23 protein-coding genes and 1 riboswitch are annotated in these 25209 nt (G+C 70.7%); of the genes, 13 read left to right on the top strand and 10 right to left on the bottom strand.

Features of this window, described 5'->3' with window-relative positions; all coding sequences use genetic code 11:
* Positions 1-82: 82 nt before the first annotated feature.
* The 3 genes from rsgA to ACIQZN_RS25600 are packed head-to-tail and all read right to left on the bottom strand — an operon-like array spanning position 83 to position 3212.
* Entirely contained in the window at positions 83-1099 is a 1017-nt protein-coding gene (gene rsgA / locus ACIQZN_RS25610; RefSeq protein WP_403998253.1) for a ribosome small subunit-dependent GTPase A, read from the bottom strand.
* A 3-nt stretch (positions 1100-1102) separates the two neighbouring features.
* On the bottom strand, positions 1103-2452 hold the full coding sequence (gene aroA / locus ACIQZN_RS25605; RefSeq protein ID WP_403998251.1) for a 3-phosphoshikimate 1-carboxyvinyltransferase: 1350 nt from the start codon (positions 2450-2452) through the stop codon (positions 1103-1105).
* Between the two features lie 46 nt (positions 2453-2498).
* Positions 2499-3212 (bottom strand): M50 family metallopeptidase, encoded by a 714-nt coding sequence (locus ACIQZN_RS25600; protein WP_018105556.1) that lies wholly within the window; start codon positions 3210-3212, stop codon positions 2499-2501.
* Between the two features lie 65 nt (positions 3213-3277).
* Here ACIQZN_RS25600 and ACIQZN_RS25595 point away from each other — a divergent pair, with 65 nt between their 5' ends.
* The 9 genes from ACIQZN_RS25595 to ACIQZN_RS25555 all read left to right on the top strand — a co-directional run bounded on the left by ACIQZN_RS25595 (position 3278) and on the right by ACIQZN_RS25555 (position 11660).
* Positions 3278-4093 carry an SOS response-associated peptidase gene (locus tag ACIQZN_RS25595; protein WP_403998249.1) on the top strand — a complete coding sequence of 272 codons (816 nt, stop codon included), beginning with the start codon at positions 3278-3280 and terminating at the stop codon, positions 4091-4093.
* Between the two features lie 56 nt (positions 4094-4149).
* The gene (locus ACIQZN_RS25590) at positions 4150-4809 is read left to right on the top strand and encodes an alpha/beta family hydrolase (RefSeq protein WP_403998246.1); all 660 of its coding nucleotides are present in this window, start codon (positions 4150-4152) and stop codon (positions 4807-4809) included.
* A 283-nt stretch (positions 4810-5092) separates the two neighbouring features.
* On the top strand, positions 5093-5749 hold the full coding sequence (locus tag ACIQZN_RS25585; RefSeq protein ID WP_018105559.1) for a sigma-70 family RNA polymerase sigma factor: 657 nt from the start codon (positions 5093-5095) through the stop codon (positions 5747-5749).
* On the top strand, positions 5746-6066 hold the full coding sequence (gene rsrA / locus ACIQZN_RS25580; RefSeq protein ID WP_073964051.1) for a mycothiol system anti-sigma-R factor: 321 nt from the start codon (positions 5746-5748) through the stop codon (positions 6064-6066). The genes ACIQZN_RS25585 and rsrA overlap by 4 nt, the downstream gene beginning before the upstream one ends.
* Positions 6067-6175: 109 nt before the next feature.
* Entirely contained in the window at positions 6176-7561 is a 1386-nt protein-coding gene (locus tag ACIQZN_RS25575) for an HD-GYP domain-containing protein (RefSeq protein WP_403998242.1), read from the top strand.
* Positions 7558-8826, top strand: a complete 1269-nt coding sequence (locus ACIQZN_RS25570) for an HD-GYP domain-containing protein (protein WP_403998239.1) — start codon at positions 7558-7560, stop codon at positions 8824-8826. The genes ACIQZN_RS25575 and ACIQZN_RS25570 overlap by 4 nt, the downstream gene beginning before the upstream one ends.
* A gap of 91 nt (positions 8827-8917) precedes the next feature.
* Positions 8918-9910: a hypothetical protein gene (locus ACIQZN_RS25565; RefSeq protein ID WP_018549909.1), complete on the top strand. Its 993-nt coding sequence runs from the start codon at positions 8918-8920 to the stop codon at positions 9908-9910.
* A gap of 236 nt (positions 9911-10146) precedes the next feature.
* Positions 10147-10785, top strand: a complete 639-nt coding sequence (gene def, locus ACIQZN_RS25560; RefSeq protein ID WP_073964049.1) for a peptide deformylase — start codon at positions 10147-10149, stop codon at positions 10783-10785.
* Positions 10786-10928: 143 nt separating this feature from the next.
* Positions 10929-11660, top strand: a complete 732-nt coding sequence (locus ACIQZN_RS25555; RefSeq protein WP_403998235.1) for a D-Ala-D-Ala carboxypeptidase family metallohydrolase — start codon at positions 10929-10931, stop codon at positions 11658-11660.
* A gap of 47 nt (positions 11661-11707) precedes the next feature.
* On the opposite strand, the gene ACIQZN_RS25550 is transcribed toward ACIQZN_RS25555, so the two are convergent.
* Both ACIQZN_RS25550 and ACIQZN_RS25545 read right to left on the bottom strand, forming a co-directional pair.
* Positions 11708-13636, bottom strand: a complete 1929-nt coding sequence (locus tag ACIQZN_RS25550; protein ID WP_403998232.1) for a family 20 glycosylhydrolase — start codon at positions 13634-13636, stop codon at positions 11708-11710.
* A gap of 89 nt (positions 13637-13725) precedes the next feature.
* Complete coding sequence (locus ACIQZN_RS25545) at positions 13726-14700, bottom strand: GlxA family transcriptional regulator (protein WP_403998229.1); 975 nt, start codon at positions 14698-14700, stop codon at positions 13726-13728.
* 81 nt (positions 14701-14781) lie between these two features.
* Here ACIQZN_RS25545 and ACIQZN_RS25540 point away from each other — a divergent pair, with 81 nt between their 5' ends.
* Positions 14782-14994 carry a hypothetical protein gene (locus tag ACIQZN_RS25540; RefSeq protein WP_403998226.1) on the top strand — a complete coding sequence of 71 codons (213 nt, stop codon included), beginning with the start codon at positions 14782-14784 and terminating at the stop codon, positions 14992-14994.
* 9 nt (positions 14995-15003) lie between these two features.
* Here the strand turns inward: ACIQZN_RS25540 and ACIQZN_RS25535 are convergent, their stop codons facing one another.
* The 5 genes from ACIQZN_RS25535 to ACIQZN_RS25515 all read right to left on the bottom strand — a co-directional run bounded on the left by ACIQZN_RS25535 (position 15004) and on the right by ACIQZN_RS25515 (position 21628).
* Positions 15004-16023 (bottom strand): ribonucleotide-diphosphate reductase subunit beta, encoded by a 1020-nt coding sequence (locus ACIQZN_RS25535; RefSeq protein WP_403998223.1) that lies wholly within the window; start codon positions 16021-16023, stop codon positions 15004-15006.
* The gene (locus tag ACIQZN_RS25530; protein ID WP_403998220.1) at positions 16023-18419 is read right to left on the bottom strand and encodes a ribonucleoside-diphosphate reductase subunit alpha; all 2397 of its coding nucleotides are present in this window, start codon (positions 18417-18419) and stop codon (positions 16023-16025) included. The genes ACIQZN_RS25535 and ACIQZN_RS25530 overlap by 1 nt, the downstream gene beginning before the upstream one ends.
* Positions 18420-18558: 139 nt before the next feature.
* Positions 18559-18697, bottom strand: a riboswitch (cobalamin riboswitch).
* 52 nt (positions 18698-18749) lie between these two features.
* Positions 18750-20366, bottom strand: a complete 1617-nt coding sequence (mctP, locus tag ACIQZN_RS25525; RefSeq protein ID WP_403998217.1) for a monocarboxylate uptake permease MctP — start codon at positions 20364-20366, stop codon at positions 18750-18752.
* Complete coding sequence (locus tag ACIQZN_RS25520; protein ID WP_403998214.1) at positions 20363-20617, bottom strand: DUF3311 domain-containing protein; 255 nt, start codon at positions 20615-20617, stop codon at positions 20363-20365. The genes mctP and ACIQZN_RS25520 overlap by 4 nt, the downstream gene beginning before the upstream one ends.
* A 240-nt stretch (positions 20618-20857) precedes the next feature.
* The gene (locus ACIQZN_RS25515) at positions 20858-21628 is read right to left on the bottom strand and encodes a GntR family transcriptional regulator (protein ID WP_018105573.1); all 771 of its coding nucleotides are present in this window, start codon (positions 21626-21628) and stop codon (positions 20858-20860) included.
* Between the two features lie 282 nt (positions 21629-21910).
* Here ACIQZN_RS25515 and ACIQZN_RS25510 point away from each other — a divergent pair, with 282 nt between their 5' ends.
* The 3 genes from ACIQZN_RS25510 to ACIQZN_RS25500 all read left to right on the top strand — a co-directional run bounded on the left by ACIQZN_RS25510 (position 21911) and on the right by ACIQZN_RS25500 (position 25208).
* Positions 21911-23209, top strand: coding sequence for an extracellular solute-binding protein (locus tag ACIQZN_RS25510; RefSeq protein WP_403998211.1), 1299 nt, complete (start codon positions 21911-21913; stop codon positions 23207-23209).
* Between the two features lie 125 nt (positions 23210-23334).
* Positions 23335-24348 (top strand): carbohydrate ABC transporter permease, encoded by a 1014-nt coding sequence (locus ACIQZN_RS25505; protein ID WP_403998208.1) that lies wholly within the window; start codon positions 23335-23337, stop codon positions 24346-24348.
* Positions 24345-25208 (top strand): carbohydrate ABC transporter permease, encoded by an 864-nt coding sequence (locus tag ACIQZN_RS25500; protein ID WP_073964037.1) that lies wholly within the window; start codon positions 24345-24347, stop codon positions 25206-25208. Before ACIQZN_RS25505 ends, ACIQZN_RS25500 begins: the two co-directional genes overlap by 4 nt.
* The last annotated feature ends 1 nt before the right edge of the window (position 25209 follow it).

Here is a 25209-nt window from a genome sequence, read left to right as displayed (position 1 = left end):
CCCGCACCGGCCGGTGCCGCTGGGCGTGATTATGCACTTACCGGAAGCGAGTGATCGCAAACGTGCCCGGCCCGGTCGCCGCTCAGTCTCCCTCGCGCCTGTTCCGGGTCGAGAGCAGCCGGCGCAGCGAGTCCAGCCGCGCCGGGTCCGCGTGCCCCGCCGCCACCCAGGCGTCCAGCGCGCATTCCGGTTCGTGGCTGTCGTGGGTGCAGCCGCGCGGGCACTCCTCCGTGCCGGGCTGGAGGTCCGGGAAGGCGTTGATGACCCGCGAGGGGTCGATGTGGTTCAGGCCGAATGAGCGCACCCCGGGGGTGTCGATCACCCAGCCCCGGTAGCCCGGCAGCGGCAGCGCCAGGGCGGACGTGGTGGTGTGCCGGCCCCGGCCGGTCACCGCGTTCACGACCCCCGTGGTGCGCCGCCTCTCCTTCGGCACCAGCGCGTTGACCAGCGTGGTCTTGCCGACGCCCGAGTGCCCGACGAAGGCCGTCACCCGGTCGTTCAGCTGCTCGCGGACCCGGTCGGCCGCGTCCCCGTTCTCCAGCTCCTCGCGGCTGGTGACGACGAACGGCACGCCCAGCGGGGTGTACGCGCTGAGCAGCTGGTCCGGGGACGCCAGGTCGGACTTGGTCAGCACCAGGAGCGGGGAGAGCCCCCCGTCGTACGCGGCGACCAGGCACCGGTCGATCATGCGCGGACGCGGTTCCGGATCGGCCAGCGCGGTCACGATCGCCAGCTGGTCCGCGTTGGCCACGACCACCCGCTCGAACGGGTCGTCGTCGTCCGCCGTCCGGCGCAGCACCGAGCGCCGCTCACCGATCCGGACGATCCGGGCGAGGGTGTCCTTGTCGCCGGACAGGTCACCGACGAGCGAGACGGTGTCGCCGACCACCGCGGCCTTGCGGCCCAGCTCGCGGGCCTTCATCGCGACGATCGTGCGGTCGCCGACCAGGACGGTGAGGCGGCCCCGGTCCACGGTGAGGACCATGCCGTCCTCGGCGTCCTCGTGCTTGGGCCGGATATGGGTGCGCGGGCGGTTGCCCTTGCGGTTGGGGCGGACGCGGATGTCGTCCTCGTCGGGGTTCTTGCCGTAGCGGCGCATGTCTCAGGCCCCGAGCATTCCGGTCCACATCTGCGGGAAGTCCGGCAGGGTCTTGGCGGTCGTCGCCACGTTCTCGATCTCCACTCCGGGGACGGCAAGGCCGATGACGGACCCCGCGGTGGCCATCCGGTGGTCGTCGTACGTATGGAAGGTACCGCCGTGCAGCGGGCGCGGGCGGATGTGCAGGCCGTCGGCGGTCTCGGTGACGTCGCCGCCGAGCTCGTTGATCTCCTTGGTGAGCGCGGCCAGCCGGTCCGTCTCGTGCAGCCGCAGATGGGCGACGCCGCTCAGCGTGGAGGGGGAGTCGGCCAGGGCGGCGACGGCGGCGATGCCCGGGGTCAGCTCGCCGACCTCGGAGAGGTCCACGTCGATGCCGTGGACACGGCCGGAGCCGGTGAAGGTCAGCCCCTGTTCGGTGAGCTCGCAGCTGCCGCCCATCGCGGTGAAGATGTCGCGCAGGGCGTCACCGGGCTGCGTGGTGCGCAGCGGCCAGTCCGGGATGGTCACCCGGCCGCCCGTGACCAGCGCCGCCGCCAGGAACGGCTGGGCGTTGGACAGGTCCGGCTCGATGGTCAGGTCGCGGCCGAGGAGCGCGGAGGGGGAGACCCGCCAGACGTTCGGCTCGCCGCCGGTCTCCGGCTCGTCCACCTGCGCGCCGACGGCCCGGAGCATGTCCACGGTCATCCGGATGTGCGGCATGGAGGGGAGGCGGTCGCCGGTGTGCCGGACCTCCACGCCCTGGTTGAAGCGCGGCGCGGACAGCAGCAGCGCCGAGACGAACTGGGAGGACGAGGAGGCGTCGATCGCGACCGGGCCGCCGTCCAGCGCACCGCCGCCGTGCACGGTCATCGGCAGCGAGCCCCGGGAGTCGTCGTCGATCCGGGCGCCGAGGACCCGCAGCGCGTCGATCACCCCGGTCAGCGGGCGCTCGTAGGAGCGGGGGTCGCCGTCGAAGCGGACCGGGCCTTCGGCGAGCGTGGCCACCGGGGGCAGGAAGCGCATGACCGTACCGGCGTTGCCGACGTCCACGGTGACCGGGCCGTGCAGCGGGGCCGGGATGACCCGCCACGCCTCGCCCGCGGCCTCCGGACCGGCGGCCGCGCCGGTCGCCGCGGAGCTGGACGACACCGTCTCCTCGATGCGTACGCCCATCGCGCGGAGCGCGTCCGCCATCAGCAGGGTGTCCCGGGAACGCAGCGGGCGGCGCAGCCAGCCCGGCTCCGAGGAGAGCGCGGCGAGCACCAGCGCGCGGTTGGTGACCGACTTGGAACCGGGCACCGTCACGGTCGCGTCGACGGCTCCGCTCGCGAGGGGGGCGGGCCAGAGGGCGGGGTGCACGGCGCTTTCGGTCATGCGCTCACTTTAGAGGTTTGAACCGGGGTGAGCCCGGTCACAGCCGTCACAGCCCCAGCAGCCAGCGCCCGCCGCCGATCAGGGAGCACAGCGACACCGCGTGGAAGAGGAACAGCCACAGCGCCGCCGGGACGTCCGTCAGCCGGGACAGCTGGTCCGCGTCCGAGTCCGGCGCCCCGCCGTGCCGCCGCTTCGACTGGAGCTCGAAGACCGGGCGTACGCCGCCCAGCAGCAGGAACCACACCACGCTGTACGCGAACAGCGACTGCCAGGCGGGCGAGGCCAGCCACGAGACCAGCAGGAACACCGAGCCGGTGAGGATCACCGTCAGCGCCCCGTACACATTGCGGATCATCACCAGCATCACCGCGAGCAGGGCCGTCGCCAGCCACAGCAGCAGTGTGATCCTGCCGTCCACCAGAAGCCAGGCGCCGCCCAGGCCGAGCAGCGAGGGCGCGGTGTAGCCCGCCGCCGCGGTCAGCACCATGCCGATCCCGGTCGGCTTGCCCCGGCTCACGGTCAGCCCGCTGGTGTCCGAGTGCAGCCGGATGCCCGAGAGCTGCCGGCCGGAGAGCAGGGCGACCAGTCCGTGGCCGCCCTCGTGCGCGATGGTGATCGCGTTCCGGGACATCCGCCACAGGATGTTCGGCACGACCGCGATGAGCGCCGCCGTCGCGGTCACCACCACCAGCCACTGCTCCGGGGCGGGCTGGGTGCCGGTGACGCGGTCCCACAGGTTGCCGAGATCGGTGCTGTCCATGGGGCGGGCGGCTCCTTACCGGATCGGGGTCCGTTCGGGATGGCGGTCGTGGCAGTCTGGCACTTATGTGCGGACGGTATGCAGCGAGTCGGCGGCCCGAGGATCTGACCGGACTCTTCCAGGTGGAGAAGTGGGAACCGGCCGAGACGCTGGAGCCCGATTACAACGTGGCGCCGACCAAAGAGGTCTACGCCGTACTGGAACGTCCTGTGAAAGACGCGGACGACCAGCGCCCGGTTCGCCAGATGAGGGCACTGAAATGGGGGCTCGTCCCGTCCTGGGCCAAGAACCCGGAGGGCGCCGCCCGGATGATCAACGCCCGGGCCGAGACCGTCCACGAGAAGCCGTCCTTCCGCCGCCCCTTCGTCTCCCGGCGCTGCATCCTGCCCGCCGACGGCTATTACGAGTGGGTGACCGGCGCCGAGGAACGGCAGCTGGAGGAGAAGGGGCGCCGCAAGCGCCCCCGCAAGCAGCCCTACTTCGTGACCCCGGCGGACGGCTCGGTCTTCGCGATGGCCGGTCTGTACGAGTTCTGGCGCGACCGCACGCTGCCCGACGACCACCCGCAGGCGTGGTGGGTCACCTGCTCGGTGATCACCACCGAGGCGGAGACCGATCCGCTCGCCGTCGCCCCCGCCGACGGACCGGCCTCGCTCTCCGACATCCACCCCCGGATGCCGCTGATGCTCACCCCGGACCGCTGGGACGACTGGCTGGACCCCTCGCGCACCGACATCGAGGAACTGCGCGCCCTGCTCGCACCGCCACCGCCCGGCCTGATGCGCGCCTACCCGGTCGCGACCGCCGTCAGCAACGTCCGCAACAACGGCCCCGAGCTGAAGGACGAGCTGGCCGAGCCCGAGGTCAGCACCCTCTTCTGAGCCGTACGCGACGGAGCCCCGCGCCATCCCCGCACCGCCCACCGGGTGTTGGTTGGATGGACGCCGTGAACACCGACGCCACCACCCCCCGTACCGAGACCGTCGAGACCGATACCGGCACCGCCCGGATCACCTGGCTGGACGCCCCCGCCCCCCGCCTCGTGCTCGCCCTCGGCCACGGCGCCGGCGGCGGCATCGAGGCCCGCGACCTCAAGGCCCTCGGCGCCGCCCTGCCCGCGCACGGCGTGACCGTCGCCCTGGTGGAGCAGCCCTGGCGGGTGGCAGGCAAGAAGCTCGCGCCCGCCCCGAAGACCCTGGACACCGGCTGGCGCGGAATCTGGCCGGCCCTCGCGGCGCCCGGGCTGCCGGTCGTCGCCGGGGGACGCAGCGCCGGGGCCCGTGTGGCCTGCCGCACCGCCGCGGAGCTGGGCGCCCGCGCGGTCCTGGCGCTCAGCTTCCCGCTGCACCCGCCGGGCCGCCCCGAGAAGACCCGCGCCGACGAGCTGCTGGGCTGCGGGGTGGACGCGCTCGTCGTCCAGGGCGGCAACGACCCGTTCGGGAAGCCCGCCGAATTCCCGCCCGGCGACTACCGGATCACCGAGGTGCCGTACGGCGACCACGGCTTCTCCGTACCGAAGAGGTCCGGGCTCACCGAGGAGCGGGCTATGGAGATCCTCACCGCGTCCGTCGCCGAATGGCTGGCGGAAATGTCGTGACGCGGGCCCCTCACACGCCCGGGAATGCCCGGCGGAGGGCCGCTGTTGTGAGGGACATCGGTACGCCAACGTCGTAAGTGGAGAGGGAGTCCGTCGCATGGGTTCGACCATCTGCCCGCGTCGCTCGAACGCTGCTGACCTGGAGTGGACGGTCCTGCACGCGGCCAAGACCACTCCCGAGCGGTCACTCGGCGGAACGGATCGACAGCCCGCGCCGGACCAAGGTCGACTATTCTCCGATTCGAGCGGGTCCGGTTTCGGCTCCGCCCCAGCGTTGGAGGAGGTGGGTCCGGTCACAGGGACCGACACAGGGACCGACGACGGCCGCCCGCAGGAGACGACGGCCGAGCGCAACGCGCGTTTCGAGCGCGACGCCCTCGGTTTCCTCGACCAGATGTACTCGGCGGCCCTGCGCATGACGCGCAATCCCGCGGACGCCGAGGACCTGGTCCAGGAGACGTATGCCAAGGCGTACGGCTCCTTCCACCAGTTCCGTGAGGGCACCAACCTCAAGGCGTGGATGTACCGCATCCTCACGAACACCTTCATCAACTCGTACCGCAAGAAGCAGCGCGAACCCCAGCGCAGTGCCGCCGAGGAGATCGAGGACTGGCAGCTGGCACGCGCCGAGTCGCACATGTCGACCGGACTGCGCTCCGCCGAGTCCCAGGCCCTGGACCACCTGCCCGACTCGGACGTGAAGTCCGCGCTGCAGGCGATCCCCGAGGAGTTCCGCATCGCGGTCTATCTCGCCGATGTCGAGGGCTTTGCCTACAAGGAGATCGCGGACATCATGGGGACTCCCATCGGTACGGTGATGTCCCGACTGCACCGGGGCCGCCGCCAACTGCGCGGCATGCTGGAGGACTACGCCCGTGACCGCGGGCTCGTCCCGGCCGGCGCCGGGGAGTCGGACGATCGGAAAGGCTCGGGCTCATGAGCTGCGGAGAGCCGCACGAGACGGAGTGCGCAGAGGTCCTCGATCACCTCTACGAGTTTCTCGACCGGGAGATGCCCGACAGCGACTGCACCAAGTTCGAGGAGCACTTCGTCGAGTGCTCTCCGTGTCTGGAGAAGTACGGCCTCGAACAGGCCGTCAAGAAGCTGGTGAAGCGCTGCTGCGGCCAGGACGACGTCCCGGCCGACCTGCGCTCCAAGGTGATGGGCCGCATCGACCTCATCCGCTCGGGCCAGGCGGTGCCGGAACAGGACGTCACGGTCTCCGGCCCCGAGGTGCCGAGCGCCGCCAAGGAGTGAAACTCCTCCGCTTCACCCGAACGTGCTAATCGCCCCCAACGGCACCCGCCCGGATCGCCCCGCTCGTTAGCGTGGCCCCTTCACGAGCGGAGCTGGGGGGCGAGCGAGGGTGAGAGCCACACGCGGGGCGGCGCGGGCCCATATCGGCGCCGTCGCCCTCGGCGCGGCCCTGTGTGCCGGGCCCGCCCTGCGCCCCGGCACCCCGTGGACCACCCTCGCCCTGCTCGCCGGCCTCTACCTCGCCTGCGAACTCCTCGGCCGCCGCCCCTTCCCGGTCGGCGCCGTGGGCGCGGGCTCCTTCTTCCCCTTACTGCTCGCCGCCGCCTTCCTGCTCCCGCCCCCGGCGGCGGCCCTCGTCGCCGTCCCCGGCTCCCTCGCGGGCCGGGCCGGCAAACCCCCCGTCGCCGCCCGCCGGATCTGGCGCGCCGCCGAGCTGGCCGTCGCCGTCTGGGCGGCCGCCCGCGTCCACGCGCTGCTCGGCGGGCCCGCCGCGCTCGGCAGCCCGCCCGACCTGCCCTACGCGCTGCTCCCCGTCTGCGCGGCGGCCCTCGCCTTCAGCGCCGTGCTCGCCGCCCTCGACGGCTCGATCCTGCTCGTCGCGGAACAGCTGCCGGTCCGCCGGGCCTGGCGCGGACTCCTGCCGCGCTCGCTCGCCCCCCACCTGGTGCACGGCCTCGCCGGGCTGCTGATGGCTGTCCTCTGGAACAGCCCGTACGGGCCGCTCGCCGCGCTCTTCGTACTGCTGCCCATGTACATCTCCTGCTGGGTCTACGCCCAGTACCACCGCGAGCACGCCGCCCACCGGGCCACCATCAGGGCGCTCGTCCAGGCCGTCGACATCAAGGACACCTACACCCGGGGCCACAGCGAACGCGTCGGCCGCGCCTCCGTCCTCATCGCGCATGAACTGGGCCTCGACCGGGAACGCGTCGAGGTCCTCCGGTTCGCCGGCATCCTCCACGACGTCGGCAAGCTGGGCGTCCCCACCCGCGTCCTGCGCAAGGACGGCCCGCTCACCCCTGAGGAGCGGCGCGTCATCGAGCTGCACCCGGAGTACGGGCACGAGATCGTCCGGGGCATCGGCTTCCTCGGCGAGGCCAGGGCCGCGATCCTGCACCACCACGAACGCCTCGACGGCAGCGGTTATCCGTACGGGCTCTCCGGCCGGGGCATCCCCGAATGCGCCCGCATCGTCGCCGTCGCCGACGCCTTCGACGCCATGACCTCGACCCGCTCCTACCGGCGGGGCCGGCCGGTCCCGGTCGCCGTGGAGGAGCTGAAGCGGTGCGCGGGCACGCAGTTCGACCCCCAGATGGTGCGGGCCCTGGCGCGCGGCCTGGAGCGTTACGGCTGGTTCGGGGCCGTCACGGCGGACGACGCGCAGCTGCCGCCCCCGCGCGAGGCGGACGGCGCCCGGGACGGCCAGGGCGCCGCGGCCGTCAAGGCACCGCTCACCCCCTCACCGCCCGAAAGCGGCACGGAGGGCCCCCGGTGACCCCGGGCCCCGTCACCCTCGGCGTGCGCGGCGCCGCCCTCGTCCTCGCCGCCGCCGGGCTCGGTCACACGCTGTGGCGCGGCGTCCACGATCCGGGGCACGCCCTCGTCTTCGGCGCCCTCATCACCATCGGGGAGCTGGCCCGCTGGGGCGCCCTGCCCGGGGAGCGGGAGCCCGCGCCCCTCGGGGCCGCCGGGGCCCTCGCGTACGCCCTGCTCGGGCGCAGCGGCGGGCAGCCCACCAGCCACGGGGTCCTCCAGGTCGTCGCGGTCCTCGCCGCCGCCCAGCTCGTCGCCTCGGTGCCGCAGCTGGCGCGGGGCGACGGGCCGGGCGCCGACCAGGTGGCCCGGCGGCTGCTCACCGTGACCTTCGCGGCGGTCTGCTTCCAGCCGCTGTACAACGCGGGCCTCAGCGAGACGTGGTTCGGCGACGGTCCGTACTACGCGGCCTTCCTGCTCCTGCTGCTCGGCCTGACCGCCCTCTGCGACGCCGTCCTCGCCGCGCTCCTGCTGCGCGCCCGCACCCTGCCGCGCGGCTCCCGGGCCGTCCCCGCCCCGTACGGGCCGCTGCTCCGCGACGAGCTGCGGGCGCTCACCGGTATCGGCTCGGCCGTCTGCGCGACCGGCGCGGTCATGGCGCTCGGGGTGGCCGCCGCCGGGCTGTGGGCGCTGCCCGTGCTCTGCGTACCGCTGCTGCTCACCCAGCTCTCGTACCGCAGGTTCGCCGCCGTGCGCACCACGTACCGGCAGACCATCGCCTCGCTCGCCCGGTCCACCGAGATCGCCGGCTACACCCCGCACGGCCACGCCCGCCGGGTCGCCGAGCTGTGCACCGCCGTCGGGCGCGAGATGGGCCTGACCGGGCCGGATCTCACCGTCCTGGAATACGCGGCGCTGATGCACGACATCGGCCAGCTCTCGCTGGTCGACCCGGTGCAGGACGGGGCGACGGCCCTGCTGCCGGTCGCCGAGCAGCGCCGGATCGCGCTGCTCGGGGGTGCGGTGGTCCGGCAGACCGGGGTGGACGCGAAGGTCGCCGTCGTGGTGGAGCGGCAGGCCGACCCCTACCGCGAGCAGCCGCTGTCCGCCAGGATCGTCCGGGCGGTGAACGCATACGACGACCTCAGCGGGGAAAGCCTCTCGGGGCCACTGGGTGCGCTGGAACAGCTCAGGCTCGGCACCGGGCACGACTACCAGCCGCAGGTGGTGGAGTCGCTGGCCCGGGTTCTGGCCCGGGGCGGTCTGACCCCCGTCCCGCCCGGGTAACCGATGGGTAATGAGCGGGCCTCCGGCCCGGCATGGTTGGATGCGAAGAGAGCGGTAGAACGAGGGTGTCCAGTCGGGACAGGCGGGAATCGTGAGGATCTTCGGGAAGGTACGGCATCGGCCGTCCGCCTCTTGGCGGCAGGCCACGGACCGCGCGTTCACGCTGATCGGCGACGGCCGGTACGAGGACGCGGGGGCGCTGCTGACACGCGCGGCGGACCTGGAGCCCTGGCTCTCCGAGTCGTGGTTCAACCTGGCGCTGCTGCACAAGTTCCGGCACGACTGGGAGCAGGCGAGGGCCGCCGGGCTGCGGGCCGTCGCCCTGCTCGACAAGGAGTCCGGAGCGCCGGACTGGTGGAACGTGGGCATCGCCGCGACCGCCCTCCAGGACTGGCCGCTGGCGCGCCGCGCCTGGCAGGCGTACGGGCTGAAGGTCCCCGGTGGCGGGCAGCAGACCCCGGCCGCGGGCAGCGAGCCGGTCGGCATGGAGCTGGGCAGCGCGGCGGTACGGCTGTCGCCGGAGGGCGAGGCCGAGGTCGTGTGGGGCCGGCGGCTCGACCCGGCCCGCATCGAGGTGCTGTCGATCCCGCTGCCGTCGTCCGGGCGGCGCTGGGGCGAGGTCGTGCTGCACGACGGGGTGCCGAACGGTGAGCGGATCACCGCGGCGGGCCCGTCCTATCCGGTGTTCGACGAGATCGAGCTGTGGGCCCCGTCGCCCGTGCCGACCTGGGTGGTGCTGCTCGAAGCGGCCACGGAGGCGGACCGGGACGCGCTGGAGCAGCTGGCCTCGGACGCGGGCTTCGCCGCCGAGGACTGGTCCTCGTCGGTGCGGCTGCTGTGCCGTTCCTGTTCGGAGAGCCGGATGGAGAGCGACGAGGGCGACGGCGAGCACCTGGACCCGCACGACCACAGCGAACCGGGCCACCCGGGCCCGCTGGGCCACCGCACGGCCGGTGAGCTGTGGGTGCCGGAGCGTGAGTGCGGCCTGGCGGCCCCGGCCGGACTGGTGCGCGGACTGCTGGACGGCTGGGTGGCGGACAGCCCGGACAGCCGCGAGTGGCGCGATCTCGAAGAAGTCTGCTGAGCGCTGCCCGTAGGCCCTGTCGTCACATTCCCGTCTGCCGGGCGACGCCATGCACGCACTCTCGCCGCACCGGCCCCAGACCCCAGTACATCCAGTACAGGGGTCTGGGGCCGGCACGCCGAGAGCACGCACCTGGCGCCGCCCGGCCCGCCCTCCGGGCGGACGACGGGAATGTGACGACAGGGCCTAGGCTGTACGCCTATCGATTCGGGTTTTGAGGAAGGCGTACGGCGGACATGGCGCAGCAGGAGACGGACGAGCAGGTCAGCGTCGACGAGGAGGGCTTCCTCATCGACACCGAGGACTGTGAGGCGCGCGAGACGGCACACCGCGAGCGCGGTACCTCCCGTCCGATCACGGTCGTGGGCAACCCGGTCCTGCACAAGGAGTGCAAGGACGTCACGGAGTTCGGCGACGAGCTCGCCGCGCTGATCGACGACATGTTCGCGAGCCAGCGGACGGCGGAGGGCGTCGGCCTGGCCGCCAACCAGATCGGCGTCGACCTCAAGGTCTTCGTCTACGACTGCCCCGACGACGAGGGCGTGCGGCACGTCGGCGCGATCTGCAACCCGGTCCTGGAGGAGCTGCCGCCCGAGGCGCGCGTCCTGGACGACTCCGGGGAGGGCTGCCTCTCCGTGCCGACCGCGTACGCCAAGCTGGCCCGCCCGGACTACGCGGTGGTGCGCGGCCAGGACGCGAAGGGCAACCCGGTGCGGGTGCGCGGCACGGGCTACTTCGCGCGCTGCCTCCAGCACGAGACGGACCACCTGTACGGCTACCTGTACATCGACCGGCTCTCCAAGCGCGAGCGCAAGGACGCGCTGCGGCAGATGGCGGAGAACACCCCGCGCTACGAGGTCGTCCCGAACGACTGAGCCCGTGCGGCGAACGCGGCGCGGGCCCGTCCCGCGCCGCGTTCGTTTCTCCGTCAACCCCCGTTTCTACACGCGTAGTTGACGGGCTCCCTCTCATCCGCCAGGCTCGTGCACCACATCTTCGACAGTGGTAGGGAGCCCCCGTGATCAGACGTTCCGCACGACTCCTGCTCAGCCTTGTCATGACCATGGCCTTTGCGCTGGGCGGTGCCGTGGTCACCGCCGGCACCGCGCACGCCGACGGCTGCTACACCTGGACCCGCACCCTGCAGTCCGGCGCCACCGGCAACGACGTGAAGCAGCTCCAGATCCGGGTCGCCGGTTACCCCGGCTACAACTCGGTCCTGGCCGTCGACGGCTCGTACGGCCCCGCCACCACCGCCGCCGTCAAGCGCTTCCAGGCCGCGTACGGGCTGGCCGCCGACGGTGTCGCGGGCCCCGCCACGCAGGCCAAGCTCTACGCCCTCCAGGACAACGACTGCACCCCGGCGCACTTCACGTACGCCGAGATGAACCGCTGCAACAGCACCTGGTCGGGCGGCGCGGTCTCGGCGGCCACGGCGAAGGCCAACGCGTTGAGCACCATGTGGAAGCTGGAGGCGCTGCGCCACGCGCTCGGCGACCGGCCCATCACCATCAACAGCGCATTCCGCTCGACGTCCTGCAACAGTGCCGTGGGCGGCGCCTCGAACAGCCGCCATCTGTACGGTGACGCGGCCGACCTGGGCGGGATCGCGTTCTGCACCCTCGCCAAGGAGGCCCGCAACCACGGGTTCAACGGCATCCTCGGCCCGGGCTACCCGGACCACAACGACCACGTCCACGTGAACCAGGGCCCCAGCCACTACTGGTCCGCGCCCAACTGCGGTATCTGAAACGTGCGATGGGGCCTGCCGGTCACCGGCGGGCCCCATCCGCGTGCTTACGCCCCGGCCCGCAGCGGTGTGCCGCCGGTCGTCTGCACCGCCGCGCCGTCCGCCCGGCGCTCGGTCAGCCGCAGCTGCGAGATCGCGTTGCGCAGGACGAACGCCCCGTGGCCCGCGTCCAGCTGCCAGCGCTGGGTGCGCGCGTCCGCCGAGCAGGCCCCGAGCGAGAGTTCGGCGCCCACCTCCAGCGGTGCGCCCAGGTACTTCTTGCCGCGTACCTCGTCCAGGCACAGCCCGTCCGCCGAGCGGACCGTGTAGTAGCCGTCGGCGGTCGCGGTGAGCGTCCAGGCAGCCTTCGCGCCCTTGACCAGGGCGACCCCCGAGTCCGCTGCCGGGGCCAGCGCCTTCGCGCCGGACGTCAGCCGGTAGGTGCCGTCGGGCAGCGGGGCGCGGTCGGTGTCCGCCCAGCCGGGGGCGTGCCCGATGCGGCGGGCCATGGCCTCGAAACCGGCGTACGTCGCACTGGGCTTGGGCCCGCCCCAGGTGGCCTGGGCGAGGAAGCGCAGCGGCATGAAGACCTTCGCCTCGACCTCGTTCTCGGTCTCGGCCGCCGCGCTGTCCGGCCACAGGCTGATCTTCGCGCCGGTCAGGTTCGCCGCCGTGGCGGGCAGCGTCTCGCCCTCGAAGCGCAGGGGCGTCCAGTCGCTCTCGTACAGCTCCTTCGTCTTGGTGGTGTAGCCGCCGCGCACCAGGTACAGCGCGTAGGCGGAGTTCATCACGGGGCGGCCCTCGGCGAGCAGGGCGGACGGCTGCTGGATGGCGCCGCCGCCGAGCCAGTGCTCGACGGTGATGTCACGGTCCAGCGGGACGAGCGTGTTGCGGCCCAGCAGCCCGTCGTTCCAGATGCGCAGCGAGCGCCCCTGCTTCTTCACATGGGCGTTCACCTGGTTGATGAAGTCCACGAACAGGTCGTCCGGGGTGGCCGACGCGCCGAACTTCGCGACGGCCGCCGCCTGGAGCTGCGGATAGTCCGGGTAGGAGGAGCCGAGCATGTACTCGTCGGCGCCCATGTGCCAGGTGTCGGTGCCCCAGGCGTCCAGGGCCTCGTCGACCAGTGAGGTGTAGTACGTCAGCGCCTCGGGCCGCGAGATGTCCAGCCGGGGCGCGGAGGCCGTGCCGGCCTTGTCCTTGAGCTGGAGCTCGGGGTGGTTCTCCAGGTAGGGGTCCATATGGCCGGGGGAGTTGATCTCCGGCACCAGATCGATGTGGTACTTCTTCGCCATCACGGCCAGCGAGCGGATCTGCGGCTTGGTGTAGTACCCCCAGAACGCCGACTCCGGGTCGGTGTCGCTGCGGACCTTCGCCTCGATCCAGAGCTGGTTGAGCTTCTGGGACGCCATGTCCTTCATCAGCCGCTCGAACCAGGGCAGCGACACGTTGATGTAGCACGCGCAGACCCCGACCCCGCGCTCCCGGTACGCGGGCACGTCGGTCGCCGAGCCGCGCGCGGCCCGCCCGTCGTCGTTCAGCAGCTGGAGCACCGTGCGCGAGCCGTAGAACACGCCCGCCGAGGTGGCCGCCGTCACCGTGACCCGGTCGCCGACCTCCAGCCGGTAGCCCTCCGCCCCGAGCGAGCCCTTCAGCGAGGCGTCCTGGCGCAGCACGACGTCACCGGCGCGCGCCCGGCCCCGGGACACCTGCTGCCTGCCCTCCAGCTCACCGGCGAACCGGGCCGCGTCCTGTGCCGTACGCCGCTCGCGGACCCCGTCCAGCACGATCCTGGCCCGGTCGGTGAGGACGAACTCGCCGTTGCCCGGCCGCCATTGGCGCAGCGTGGGCAGCACCTCCGGCGGGGGAGCCGCAGCCTGGGCCTCCCGGGCCTCCTGCGCCTCCTGGGCCGAGGCGGTCTGCCAGGGGAGCAGGGCGGCGGCGAGCGCGGCCACCACGGCTCCGATGGTCCTTCGTCTTGCCTTCAGCATGTCCATGGCACCGACCCTGACGCGCGCGAGAAGGCCCGGTCCATGGACAGGTCGCGCGATCGGTTGGACGAATGATCGGATGTACCTCGCTCGCCTCAGGCCGCCTCGGTAATGGCGGACGGCCCCCGGAAGGTGCGCCGGTACGCCTGTGGCGTGGTGTCCAGCGCCCGTACGAACTGGTGGCGCAGCGCCGCCGCCGTCCCGAAGCCGGTCCGGTCGGCAATGGTGTCGACGGTTTCGTCGGATGTCTCCAGGAGATGCTGGGCGAGCAGGACGCGCTGGCGCAGCAGCCAGCGGTACGGAGTGGTCCCGGTCTCCTGCTGGAAGCGGCGGGCGAAGGTGCGCGGCGACATGTGGGCCCGGTCCGCGAGCTGTTCGACGGTCATCTCGCGGTCGAGGTGGCGCTCCATCCAGGCCAGCGTGTCTCCCACGGTGTCGCACCGGGTGCGCGGCAGCGGCCGCTGGATGTACTGCGCCTGCCCGCCGTCCCGGTGCGGCGGCACCACCATCCGCCGGGCGATGGTGTTGGCGGTGGCCGGCCCGTACGCCTGGCGGACCAGGTGCAGGCAGGCGTCGATCCCCGCCGCCGTCCCCGCCGACGTGGTGACCGGCCCGTCCTCCACGTACAGCACGTCCGGCTCGACGGCGGCCTCGGGGAAGCGGCGGGCCAGGTCGTCGGCGTGCCGCCAGTGCGTGGTGCAGCGGCGGCCGTCCAGCAGCCCGGCCGCGCCCAGGAGGTAGGCCCCCGAGCAGACGCTGAGTACCCGGGCGCCCCGCTCCACGGCCCGGCGCAGGGCGGCCAGCACCTCCTCGGGGAACTCGCGCTCCCCGAAGCGGCTGCCGGCCGGTACGGCGACGAGGTCGGCCTCCTCCAGCCGGTCCAGGCCGTAAGGGGTGTTGATCGTGAAGCCGGCGTGGGTCCGCAGCTGGGGCCCCTCGCCGGAGACCACCGCGAAATCGTGCACCGGCAGGCCCTCGTCGCTGCGGTCGAGGCCGAACACCTCGCAGACCACGCCGAGTTCGAAAGGGTTGACGTCATCGAGCATCAGGGCGGCGACATTGTTCAGCATGGACCCAGTGTGGCAGTAATTCGATGCCCTATGACAGTCCTGCCACTGCCGCTTCTTCGCCGGAGCGAGGACAGTAGAGGCATGAACACATTCCAGAACTTCCTCGGCATTTCCGCACTTTTCGCCCTCGTCCTGCTGCCCGCCCTGGTCGGCATGGCCCGCGAGCGCCGCATCGACCGCGAGCTGCGCGCAGCGGAACAGGACCGGAGCACCCGCCCACCGCAAACGGCGGACGCCGCGCGGCCGGTGGGGGCCGCACGGCGTCCGTACGTCAGGAGCTGGGCCAGAATCTAGCCCTTCCGCCTAGAAGTCGTCGTCGAAGCCGACCGTGCCCTCGACGGCCACCTGGTACGCCGACGGGCGCCGCTCGAAGAAGTTCGTGAGCTCCTGGACCCCCTGGAGCTCCATGAACGAGAACGGGTTCTGCGATCCGTACACCGCAGGGAAGCCCAGCCGGGTGAGCCGCTGGTCGGCGACGCACTCCAGGTACTCGCGCATCGACTCGGTGTTCATGCCGGGCAGCCCGTCGCCGCACAGGTCGCGGCCGAACTGCAGCTCCGCCTCGACGGCCTCCTTCAGCATGTCGGTGACCTGCTGCTCCAGGGCGTCGTCGAAGAGCTCCGGCTCCTCCTTGCGGACCGTGTCCACGACCTCGAACGCGAAGTTCATGTGCATGGTCTCGTCGCGGAAGACCCAGTTGGTGCCCGTGGCGAGGCCGTGCAGCAGCCCGCGCGAGCGGAACCAGTACACGTACGCGAAGGCGCCGTAGAAGAACAGTCCCTCGATGCACGCCGCGAAGCAGATCAGGTTCAGCAGGAAGCGACGGCGGTCGGACTTCGATTCCAGCCGGTCGATCTTCTCCACCGAGTCCATCCAGCGGAAGCAGAACTGCGCCTTCTCGCGGATCGAGGGGATGTTCTCCACCGCCGCGAACGCCGCCGCGCGGTCGTCCGGGTCGGGCAGGTAGGTGTCGAGCAGCGTCAGATAGAACTGGACGTGCACGGCCTCCTCGAACAGCTGCCGCGACAGATACAGCCGCGCCTCGGGGGAGTTGATGTGCTTGTACAGCGTCAGCACCAGGTTGTTCGCGACGATCGAGTCACCCGTCGCGAAGAACGCCACGAGCCGCCCGATCAGGTGCTGCTCGGCGGGCGTCATCTTGGCGAGGTCCGCCACGTCCGAGTGGAGGTCGACCTCCTCCACGTGCCAGGTGTTCTTGATCGCGTCCCGGTAGCGCTCGTAGAAGTCCGGGTAGCGCATGGGGCGCAGGGTCAGTTCGAAGCCCGGGTCGAGCAGGTTCTTCTCGTGGTTGACAGCGGTCATTACTGGCAGGCCTCGCAGGACTCGGGGTTTTCCAGGGAGCAGGCGATGGCGTCCGCGTCGGGAGCCTGCGCCTGCTGTACGGGGATGGGGGCGGCGGCCGACGCGGCCCCGGACGCGGCACGGGCGATCCGGGTCGCCGGACGCGACCGCAGGTAGTACGTCGTCTTCAGGCCCTGCTTCCAGGCGTACGCGTACATCGAGGAGAGCTTGCCGATCGTCGGCGTCTCCAGGAACAGGTTGAGCGACTGGCTCTGGTCGAGGAACGGGGTACGGGCCGCCGCCATGTCGATCAGGCCGCGCTGCGGGATCTCCCACGCGGTGCGGTACAGCGCCCGCACGTCCGCCGGAATCCAGGCGAAGCCCTGCACCGAGCCGTTCGCCTCGCGCAGCGCCTCACGCGTCCGCGCGTCCCACACGCCGAGCCGCTTCAGCTCGTCCACCAGATAGCCGTTGACCTGGAGGAACTCGCCGCTCAGGGTCTCCCGCTTGAAGAGGTTCGAGACCTGGGGCTCGATGCACTCGTAGACACCCGCGATCGAGGCGATCGTCGCGGTCGGGGCGATGGCCAGGAGCAGCGAGTTGCGCATCCCGGTCTTCGCGATCCGGGCCCGCAGGGCGTCCCAGCGCTCCGGCCAGTTCACCTCGGTGTCGTAGTGGTCGGGGTGCAGCACCCCGCGCGCGGCCCGGGTCTCGGACCAGGCGGGCAGCGGACCGGACCGCTCCGCGAGGTCGCAGGACGCCTCGTACGCGGCGAGCATGATGCGCTCGGCGATCTTCGTGGAGAGCGCCCGGGCCTCGGGGGAGTCGAAGGGCAGCCGCAGCTGGAAGAAGACGTCCTGGAGCCCCATCGCGCCCAGGCCCACCGGCCGCCAGCGGGCGTTGGACCGGCCGGCCTGCTCGGTCGGGTAGAAGTTGATGTCCACGACCCGGTCGAGGAAGGTCACCGCCGTCCGCACGGTGGCGTCAAGACGCTCCCAGTCGATCGAGCCGCCGTCCACGAACGCGCCGAGGTTGACCGAGCCGAGGTTGCAGACGGCCGTCTCGCCGTCGTCGGTGACCTCCAGGATCTCGGTGCACAGGTTCGACGAGTGCACGACCCTGCCCGGCTCGGCGGTCTGGTTCGCGGTGCGGTTGGAGGCGTCCTTGAACGTCATCCAGCCCTGCCCGGTCTGCGCCAGGGTCCGCATCATCCGGCCGTACAGCTCGCGGGCCGGCATGGTCTTGCGGGCCAGGCCCTTCGCCTCGGCCGCCCGGTACGCGGCGTCGAAGTCGTCGCCCCACAGGTCGGTCAGCTCGGGCACGTCCGCCGGGGAGAACAGCGACCAGGCTCCGTCCGCGTCGACGCGGCGCATGAACTCGTCCGGGATCCAGTGCGCCAGGTTCAGGTTGTGCGTGCGCCGCTGGTCCTCGCCCGTGTTGTCGCGGAGCTCCAGGAACTCCTCGATGTCCGCGTGCCAGGTCTCCAGGTAGACCGCGGCGGCGCCCTTGCGGCGGCCGCCCTGGTTCACGGCGGCGACGGAGGCGTCCAGCGTCTTGAGGAACGGCACGATGCCGTTGGAGTGGCCGTTGGTGCCCCGGATCAGCGAACCGCGGGCGCGGATGCGGGAGTACGAGAGGCCGATGCCGCCCGCGTGCTTCGACAGCCGGGCCACCTGGTGGTAGCGGTCGTAGATCGAGTCCAGCTCGTCCAGCGGCGAGTCCAGCAGGTAGCAGGAGGACATCTGCGGGTGGCGGGTGCCGGAGTTGAAGAGCGTCGGCGAGGAGGGCAGGTAGTCCAGCCGGCTCATCAGCCCGTACAGCGCCGCGACCTCGTCCAGCGCCCGCACGGAGTCGTCCTCGGCGAGCCCGGCGGCGACCCGGAGCATGAAGTGCTGGGGGGTCTCGATGACCTGGCGGGTGAGCGGGTGGCGCAGCAGGTAGCGGCTGTGCAGGGTGCGCAGCCCGAAGTACCCGAAGCGGTCGTCGGCCCCGTCCGCGAGGGACCGTTCGACCAGGGCGTCCAGGGCGGCCGCGTGCAGCGTGACGAACGCGGCGGTGCGGTCCGCGATCAGGCCCTCGCGGTGGCCCACGGCGACCGAGGCGGAGAACGAGGTGGCGCCCTGCCCGGCGGCCTCGTCCGCGATGGTGCGGGTGAGCAGCCGGGCGGCGAGCCGGGAGTAGGCGGGGTCCTCGGAGATGAGGCCCGCCGCGGCCTCGGTGGCCAGCGAGCGCAGCTCCGCCTCGTCCGACCGGGCGTTGCGGCCGCGCAGGGCGGCGGCGGCGACGCGACCGGGGTCGGTGTCGGGCAGGTCGGCGGTGAGGTCGGTCAGGGTCCGCAGCAGTGCGGTACCCGGTCCGTCGCTCGCGGTCCCCGTTGCTTCGGCCGCTGAAACCGGATCGGCTGGCGCGATGGTCACGTGGTGCTCTCCCTCGCTCGGCTCTGGGCCGGCGGAGAGCGGGGGCAGCCGGGCAGGAGCGGGCCCGGGCGGGGCGGCACTCCGTGCGGCGTCCACCGGCCCATCCACGAGGCCCGGACGTCTGGGCATCCGGTTCGGTCGAGCCGGATGCGCTGTCGGCAGGTCCTCGGACTCCACGGGTGCGCGAAAGCGCACCGAATACACCGTTGCGGGACAGTTCCGGATTCACACCGGATTCCCCTGCGGCGACAGCGAGCACGAGCATACATGTGGGGGCCGCCCTGTCGGGCAGCCCCCACATCTTGTGTCGCGTGGCGTAAAGGTGTGCGGTCAGTGACCGCCCGGCGCTCCCGCCGTGGCCGGCGGCAGCTTCTCCTGGACGCCCGGGTCGCCCGCGTCCGCGGTGTAGTCGCCCGGGGAGGTCTCGTCGATCCCGGCAGGCGCCTTCACGGCGTTCAGGACGAAGGTGAGGACGACGACGACCACGACGTTCAGCACGAACGCGGTGAGGCCGATGTAGCCGATCTCACCGAGGCCCGGGATCTCCTTGGAGGACCCGCCGAAGTGCTTCTGCGTCGGGCTCGCGACCCCGTACGCGGCAGCCGTACCGTAGATCATGCCGACCGCCCAGCCGGCGAGTAGCGCCCAGCGGTGGAACCACCGGGTGAACAGGCCGCCGACCAGGGCCGGCATCGTCTGGAGGATCCAGATCCCGCCGAGCAGCTGGAAGTTGATCGCGACGGTCTTGTCCATGGTGAGGACGAAGGCGAGGGCGCCGACCTTGACCAGCAGCGACACCAGCTTGGAGACCTTGGTCTCCTGCTCGGGCGTCGCGTCCGGCTTCAGGAAGTCCTTGTAGATGTTGCGCGTGAACAGGTTCGCCGCGGCGATGGACATGATCGCGGCCGGTACCAGGGCGCCGATGCCGATCGCGGCGAAGGCCACGCCCGCGAACCAGTCGGGGAACATGTTCTCGAACAGCTGCGGGATGGCCAGCTGGCCGTTGTCCACCTTGACGCCGGCGGCGATCGCCATGAAGCCGAGCAGCGCGAGCAGGCCCAGCATCAGCGAGTAGAGCGGCAGGATCGTGGTGTTGCGGCGGATCACCTCACGGCTGCGGCTGGAGAGCGTCGCCGTGATCGAGTGCGGGTACATGAACAGCGCCAGCGCGGACCCGAGCGCCAGGGTCGCGTAACCCCACTGGCCGGCCGCGGCCGGTGCGAGGCCGCCCGCGCCCGCCTTGGTGAACTTGTCCTGGGCGGAGGCGAAGATGTCGTCGAAGCCGCCGAGCTTGATCGGGATGTAGATGATCGCGACGGCGATGACCAGGTAGATCAGCCCGTCCTTGACGAACGCGATCAGCGCGGGCGCCCGCAGCCCCGAGGAGTAGGTGTACGCGGCGAGCACCGCGAACGCGATCAGCAGCGGCAGGTCCTTGACGAACCAGTTGGTGTTCTCGCCGCCGCCGACGCCCATCACGTCCAGCACCGCCTGGATGCCGACGAGCTGGAGCGCGATGTACGGCATGGTGGCGAGGATGCCGGTGACCGCGACGGCCAGCGACAGACCCTTCGAGCCGAACCGGCCGCGGACGAAGTCCGAGGTGGTGACGTACCCGTGCTTGTGCGAGACCGACCACAGGCGCGGCAGGAAGGTGAAGATCAGCGGGTAGACCAGGATGGTGTACGGCACCGCGAAGAAGCCGGAGGCGCCGGCCGCGTAGATCGCCGCGGGCACCGCGACGAAGGTGTACGCGGTGTAGAGGTCGCCGCCGAGCAGGAACCAGGTGACCCAGGTGCCGAACGACCGTCCGCCCAGGCCCCATTCGTCGAGGGTGGCCTCGTTCTCGGCCCTGCGCCAGCGGGCGGCCAGGAAGCCCATGACCGTGACGGCCAGGAAGAAGAAGATGAAGACGCCGAGCGCGACGCCGTTCACGCCGTCCTTCATGCCGACGCACCCCCCTTGCGGGCGCGCTGGTCACGCTGCCACAGCTTGTAAGCGATCATGGTGAGCGCGGTGGAGATCAGCACCCAGAGCATCTGGTACCAGTAGAAGAACGGGATGCCGATGAAGGTCGGGTCGATCTTCGCGTACGAACTCACCCAGAGCATCGCCACGAACGGCGCGATGAGACACAGGGCGATGACCACCCGCAACGGCGTGACCGTCGGTGGCTTTCCTTCTGGTTCTTCCGCCATGGCGGCGACTCCGTCCCCTCGCTGATCACCTGTAATGCGCAGGAAATCTAGGCGAGGGATCCGGCCACCGTCACCCCCTGTCCGCATTGCGGTCCGGCAACGGTCGCCATGGACCGGCCGGATGGCCCCAATGGCGGCAAACGTCCGGGGGTTGGTCCAGGCCAAGCCGGGCCACGGGAACGCCGAACGGCCCCCGGGGGCGGGTCCGGGGGCCGTTCGGAAGCACATGCGTACGACGGGTCAGTCCAGCGGCCGCTTCAGGCGGGCCACGAACTTGTAGCGGTCGCCGCGGTAGACCGAGCGCACCCACTCGACCGGTTCGCCCTGCTCGTCCAGCGAGTGCCGGGAGAGCATCAGCATCGGCAGGCCCACGTCGGTGCCGAGCAGCCCGGCCTCGCGCGGGGTGGCGAGGGAGGTCTCGATGGTCTCCTCGGCCTCGGCCAGCCGGACGTCGTACACCTCGGAGAGCGCGGTGTAGAGCGAGGTGTACTTGACCAGTGAACGGCGCAGCGCGGGAAAGCGCTTGGCCGAGAGGTGCGTGGTCTCGATGGCCATCGGTTCGCCGCTCGCCAGGCGCAGGCGCTCGATCCGCAGGACCCGGCCGCCGGCGCTGATGTCGAGCAGCCCGGCGAGGGTGTCGTCGGCGGTGACGTAGCCGATGTCCAGGAGCTGCGAGGTCGGTTCGAGGCCCTGGGCGCGCATGTCCTCGGTGTACGAGGTGAGTTGCAGGGCCTGGGAGACCTTCGGCTTGGCGACGAAGGTGCCCTTGCCCTGGATGCGTTCCAGCCGGCCCTCGACGACCAGCTCCTGGAGCGCCTGGCGCACGGTGGTGCGCGAGGTGTCGAACTCGGCTGCCAGGGTCCGTTCCGGGGGGACGGGGGTGCCCGGCGGCATGGTGTCCGTCATGTCGAGGAGATGTCGCTTCAGCCGGTAGTACTTCGGTACGCGCGCGGTGCGCGTCCCGGCGCCCGCACCCGTCTCGTTCTCCGAACTGCCCCCGTCGGCGCCCATGGCCCGCCTTCCCGACTGCTGCGTTGCTGCCGTCACCGGCTCCTCCGTCTGTCGCGGCTCACATGGTGGCACGGTCCGGTCACGGCTCGTCGCCCTCCCTCAGGTGTCGGTCCTATAACGGACGCGAGTGCACTTCTTATACACCCTTGACACCCCTAAAGGTCTAGGCCAAGCTCCCGGTACTGGTCTAAACCATTAAAGACCAGGTCCCAGCCCCGGAAGTACTCGGCGACGTTTTCGCGCGGTGGGGAGGGGGGTTGCAGCATCCCTGAGGAGGGTGGCGTGAAGCGCAAGCTCATCGCGGCGATCGGCGTCGCGGGCATGTTGGTTTCCATCGCGGCGTGTGGTTCGGACGACAAGACGTCCTCGAAGGACCCGAAGGACCGCAAGGAAGACCTGACTGTCTGGCTCATGGGCGAGGCCCAGTCGACCTGGCCCGAACTGGTCAAGGACGTCAACGCCCAGTTCAAGAAGAAGTACCCGAACGTCAACGTCAAGATCCAGTACCAGGGCTGGGCTGACAAGGTCAAGAAGCTCGACACCTCCCTCGGTGGCGACAAGTTCCCGGACGTTGTCGAACTCGGCAACACCGAGACCATGCAGTACATCCTCAACGGTGCGCTCGGCGAGATCGACACCTCGAAGTACGAGAACTCGGACACCTGGATCAAGGGCCTCAAGGACACCTGCTCCTACGAGGGCAAGATCTACTGCGTTCCTTACTACGCCTCCGCCCGCCTCGCGGTCTACAACAAGGACATGCTGAAGGCCGGTACCGGCAGCGACGTCCTCCCGCAGAACGAGGACGACTTCCTCAAGGCGATGGACAAGGTCCAGGCCGAGCTCGCGAAGAAGGACAAGCGCGCCTCGTCCCTGTACTACCCGGGCCGTTACTGGTACGCCGCGATGTCCTACGTCGCAGCCGAGGGCGGCCAGATCGCCAAGTACGACGAGGGCTCGAAGGAGTGGAAGGCCAGCCTCTCCACCCCCGAGGCGCAGAAGGGCATCCAGCACTTCATCGACCTGGTCAAGAAGTACAACAAGGCCGACCAGACGAAGGACGAGCAGGACCACGCCAACGTCATGGCCAACGAGAAGGCCGCGGTCATCTATGGCCAGGCCTGGGAGGCCGGCAGCGTCACCACGGGCGAGAACGGCAACCCGAAGCTCGACGGCAAGATCGCCACGGCCGGTATGCCCGGCCCGAACGGCAAGGCGCTCCCGTCCTTCATCGGCGGCTCCGACCTCGCCACCATCTCCAAGTCCAAGGTCCAGGACCTCGGCGAGGAGTGGATCTCCCTCTTCACCAACGCGAAGTCCATGGACGTCCTCGCGTCGAAGAACATCCTCCCGAACAACGAGAAGCAGCTTGAGCCGCTGAAGGCCAAGCCCGAGACGGCCGCCATCGCCAACGCGGTGCCGGACGCCTGGTTCACGCCGATCGCTCCGGGCTGGGCCTCCATCGAGAAGGAGGAGATTCTGGAGAACATGCTCCTGAAGATCCTCAAGGGCACGTCCGTCGCCGACGCCACCAAGAAGGCCGACAGCGAGATCGACGCACTGATCAACAAGAAGGCGTAAGTCTTCCGATCGCCAGGCGGGGGCCCGGCATTGCGCCGCGGCCCCCGCTCCCTTTAGCTCAAGTAGCTCAAGAACGCCGTGTTTTCCGGGGGGCTGCCTCGGACCCGCGATGGAAGGTCAGCCACGTGACTGCCGCCGATACCAAGGCCGCCGGGCCACCGGTCCCCGTACCACGTGATCCCAAGGCGGACGGGATCCCTCTGTCCGACGAGGGCGGCAACGCTCCCCTGAAGCAGAAGAGGAAGCGGAAGAAGGGCGAACTGCTGCCCTACTTCCTGATCCTCCCGGCGATCGTGGCGATCGCCGCCGTCTACCTCTACCCGCTCGCCAAGACCGTCATCATGTCCTTCCAGGACATGGGCCGGCGCGAGCTGTGGACCGGTGATCCCGCACCCTGGGTCGGCTTCGACCAGTTCACCAACATCCTCGGCGACTCCGAGTTCTGGTGGGTGACCTTCCGCACCGTCGTCTTCATGGCCGTCTGCGTGACGCTGACCATGGGCATCGGCCTGCTGATCTCCCTGCTGATGCGCCGGCTGTCCAACTGGGTGCGGCTCATCCTGACCTTCTGCCTCATCGCCGCCTGGGCGATGCCGCTGATGGTCGCCGCCTCCATCTTCCGCTTCATGGCCGACTCCGACTACGGCCTCATCAACACCCTCATCGCGAAGGTCGTGGGCGAGGACTGGCTCGGCCACAACTGGTACCTCGACCCGGTCCAGGGCTTCGCGATCATCACGCTGCTGGTCGTCTGGGGCGCCATCCCCTTCGTCGTCGTCACGCTGTACGCGGCCCTCACCCAGGTCCCCCAGGAACTGGAGGAGGCCGCCTCGCTCGACGGCGCCACCAGCCTCGGCGTCTACCGCTACGTGACCTGGCCGGTCATCAAGCCGGTCTTCAGCATGGTCGCCACGCTGTCGGTGATCTGGGACTTCAACGTCTTCGGCCAGATCTGGCTGCTGCGCGGCAGCAAGCCCGAGCCCGAGTACGAGACCCTCGGCCTCTACTCGTACTCCAAGGCGTTCGAGTCCACCTCCTTCAGCCAGGGTTCCGCCATCGCCCTGATCACGGTGATCCTGCTGTCCGCGGTGGCCGTGTACTACCTGCGCCAGCTCATGAAGACGGGAGAGGTCGAATGAGCACCACGACCGACACACCTCAGGTCCTGCGCCCGGACCGCAAGAAGACCCGGGTCGGCCTGAACATCCTCGGCCTCGGCATCGCCCTGGTCATGGTCTTCCCGGTCTACTGGCTGGTCGTCAGCGCCCTGCGGCCCAGCCGCGAGATCCGCTCGTACGACCAGACCCTGTGGCCCTCGTCGATCACCTTCGACAACTTCGTCAAGGCCGTCGACCAGCCGAACTTCGGCACCGCGGTCCAGTCCAGTCTCATCGTCACGATCACCGCCGTCCTCGGCGGCATGGTCATCGCCACCCTGGCGGCCCTGGCCATCGGCCGGTTCCGCTTCTTCGGCCGCAAGCCCCTGGTCCTCATCCTCATCCTGGTCCAGATGCTCCCGCCCACGGCGATGCTCATCCCGATCTACGCCCAGCTCAACGCCATGGGCGGCATCGACGAGTACTGGAGCCTGATCGTCGTCTACCTGGTCTCCACGCTGCCGTTCGCGACGATCATGATCCGCGGCTTCGTGGTGAACATCCCGGTGGAGCTGGAGGAGTCCGCCATGGTGGACGGCTGCACCCGCTTCGGCGCCTTCCGCCGGGTGATCCTGCCGCTGCTCGCCCCCGGCCTCGCCGCCGCGTCGATCTTCGCGCTGGTGAACGCGTGGAACGAGTACCTCTTCGCCTACATCCTGATCAACGACAACTCCAAGTACACGCTCAACGTGTGGCTGATGACGTTCACCAGCGAGCGCGGTACGGACTACGGCGCCCTGATGGCGGCGTCCACCATGATCGCTCTTCCGGTCGTCATCTTCTTCATGTTCGTGCAGAAGAAGATGGCCGCGGGGCTCACCTCCGGCGCCGTGAAGGGATAAC

This window comes from Streptomyces sp. NPDC097595 (assembly GCF_044761525.1).
Taxonomy (GTDB): domain Bacteria; phylum Actinomycetota; class Actinomycetes; order Streptomycetales; family Streptomycetaceae; genus Streptomyces; species Streptomyces drozdowiczii_A.
Note: the sequence above shows the minus strand (reverse complement) of the source record. Positions and strands in the feature narration are given on the sequence as shown.

Bases quoted from the DNA above. Each gene is read 5' to 3' on its own strand.
- ACIQZN_RS25600 (WP_018105556.1), bottom strand. From the start codon at position 3,212: ATGGACAGCACCGATCTCGGCAACCTGTGGGACCGCGTCACCGGCACC.
- ACIQZN_RS25515 (WP_018105573.1), bottom strand. From the start codon at position 21,628: ATGGGCGCCGACGGGGGCAGTTCGGAGAACGAGACGGGTGCGGGCGCC.
- def (WP_073964049.1), top strand. From the start codon at position 10,147: ATGGCGCAGCAGGAGACGGACGAGCAGGTCAGCGTCGACGAGGAGGGC.
- mctP (WP_403998217.1), bottom strand. From the start codon at position 20,366: ATGAAGGACGGCGTGAACGGCGTCGCGCTCGGCGTCTTCATCTTCTTC.
- ACIQZN_RS25550 (WP_403998232.1), bottom strand. From the start codon at position 13,636: ATGGACATGCTGAAGGCAAGACGAAGGACCATCGGAGCCGTGGTGGCC.
- rsrA (WP_073964051.1), top strand. From the start codon at position 5,746: ATGAGCTGCGGAGAGCCGCACGAGACGGAGTGCGCAGAGGTCCTCGAT.
- ACIQZN_RS25500 (WP_073964037.1), top strand. From the start codon at position 24,345: ATGAGCACCACGACCGACACACCTCAGGTCCTGCGCCCGGACCGCAAG.
- ACIQZN_RS25540 (WP_403998226.1), top strand. From the start codon at position 14,782: ATGAACACATTCCAGAACTTCCTCGGCATTTCCGCACTTTTCGCCCTC.
- ACIQZN_RS25545 (WP_403998229.1), bottom strand. From the start codon at position 14,700: ATGCTGAACAATGTCGCCGCCCTGATGCTCGATGACGTCAACCCTTTC.
- ACIQZN_RS25535 (WP_403998223.1), bottom strand. From the start codon at position 16,023: ATGACCGCTGTCAACCACGAGAAGAACCTGCTCGACCCGGGCTTCGAA.
- aroA (WP_403998251.1), bottom strand. From the start codon at position 2,452: ATGACCGAAAGCGCCGTGCACCCCGCCCTCTGGCCCGCCCCCCTCGCG.
- rsgA (WP_403998253.1), bottom strand. From the start codon at position 1,099: ATGCGCCGCTACGGCAAGAACCCCGACGAGGACGACATCCGCGTCCGC.
- ACIQZN_RS25595 (WP_403998249.1), top strand. From the start codon at position 3,278: ATGTGCGGACGGTATGCAGCGAGTCGGCGGCCCGAGGATCTGACCGGA.
- ACIQZN_RS25590 (WP_403998246.1), top strand. From the start codon at position 4,150: ATGGACGCCGTGAACACCGACGCCACCACCCCCCGTACCGAGACCGTC.
- ACIQZN_RS25520 (WP_403998214.1), bottom strand. From the start codon at position 20,617: ATGGCGGAAGAACCAGAAGGAAAGCCACCGACGGTCACGCCGTTGCGG.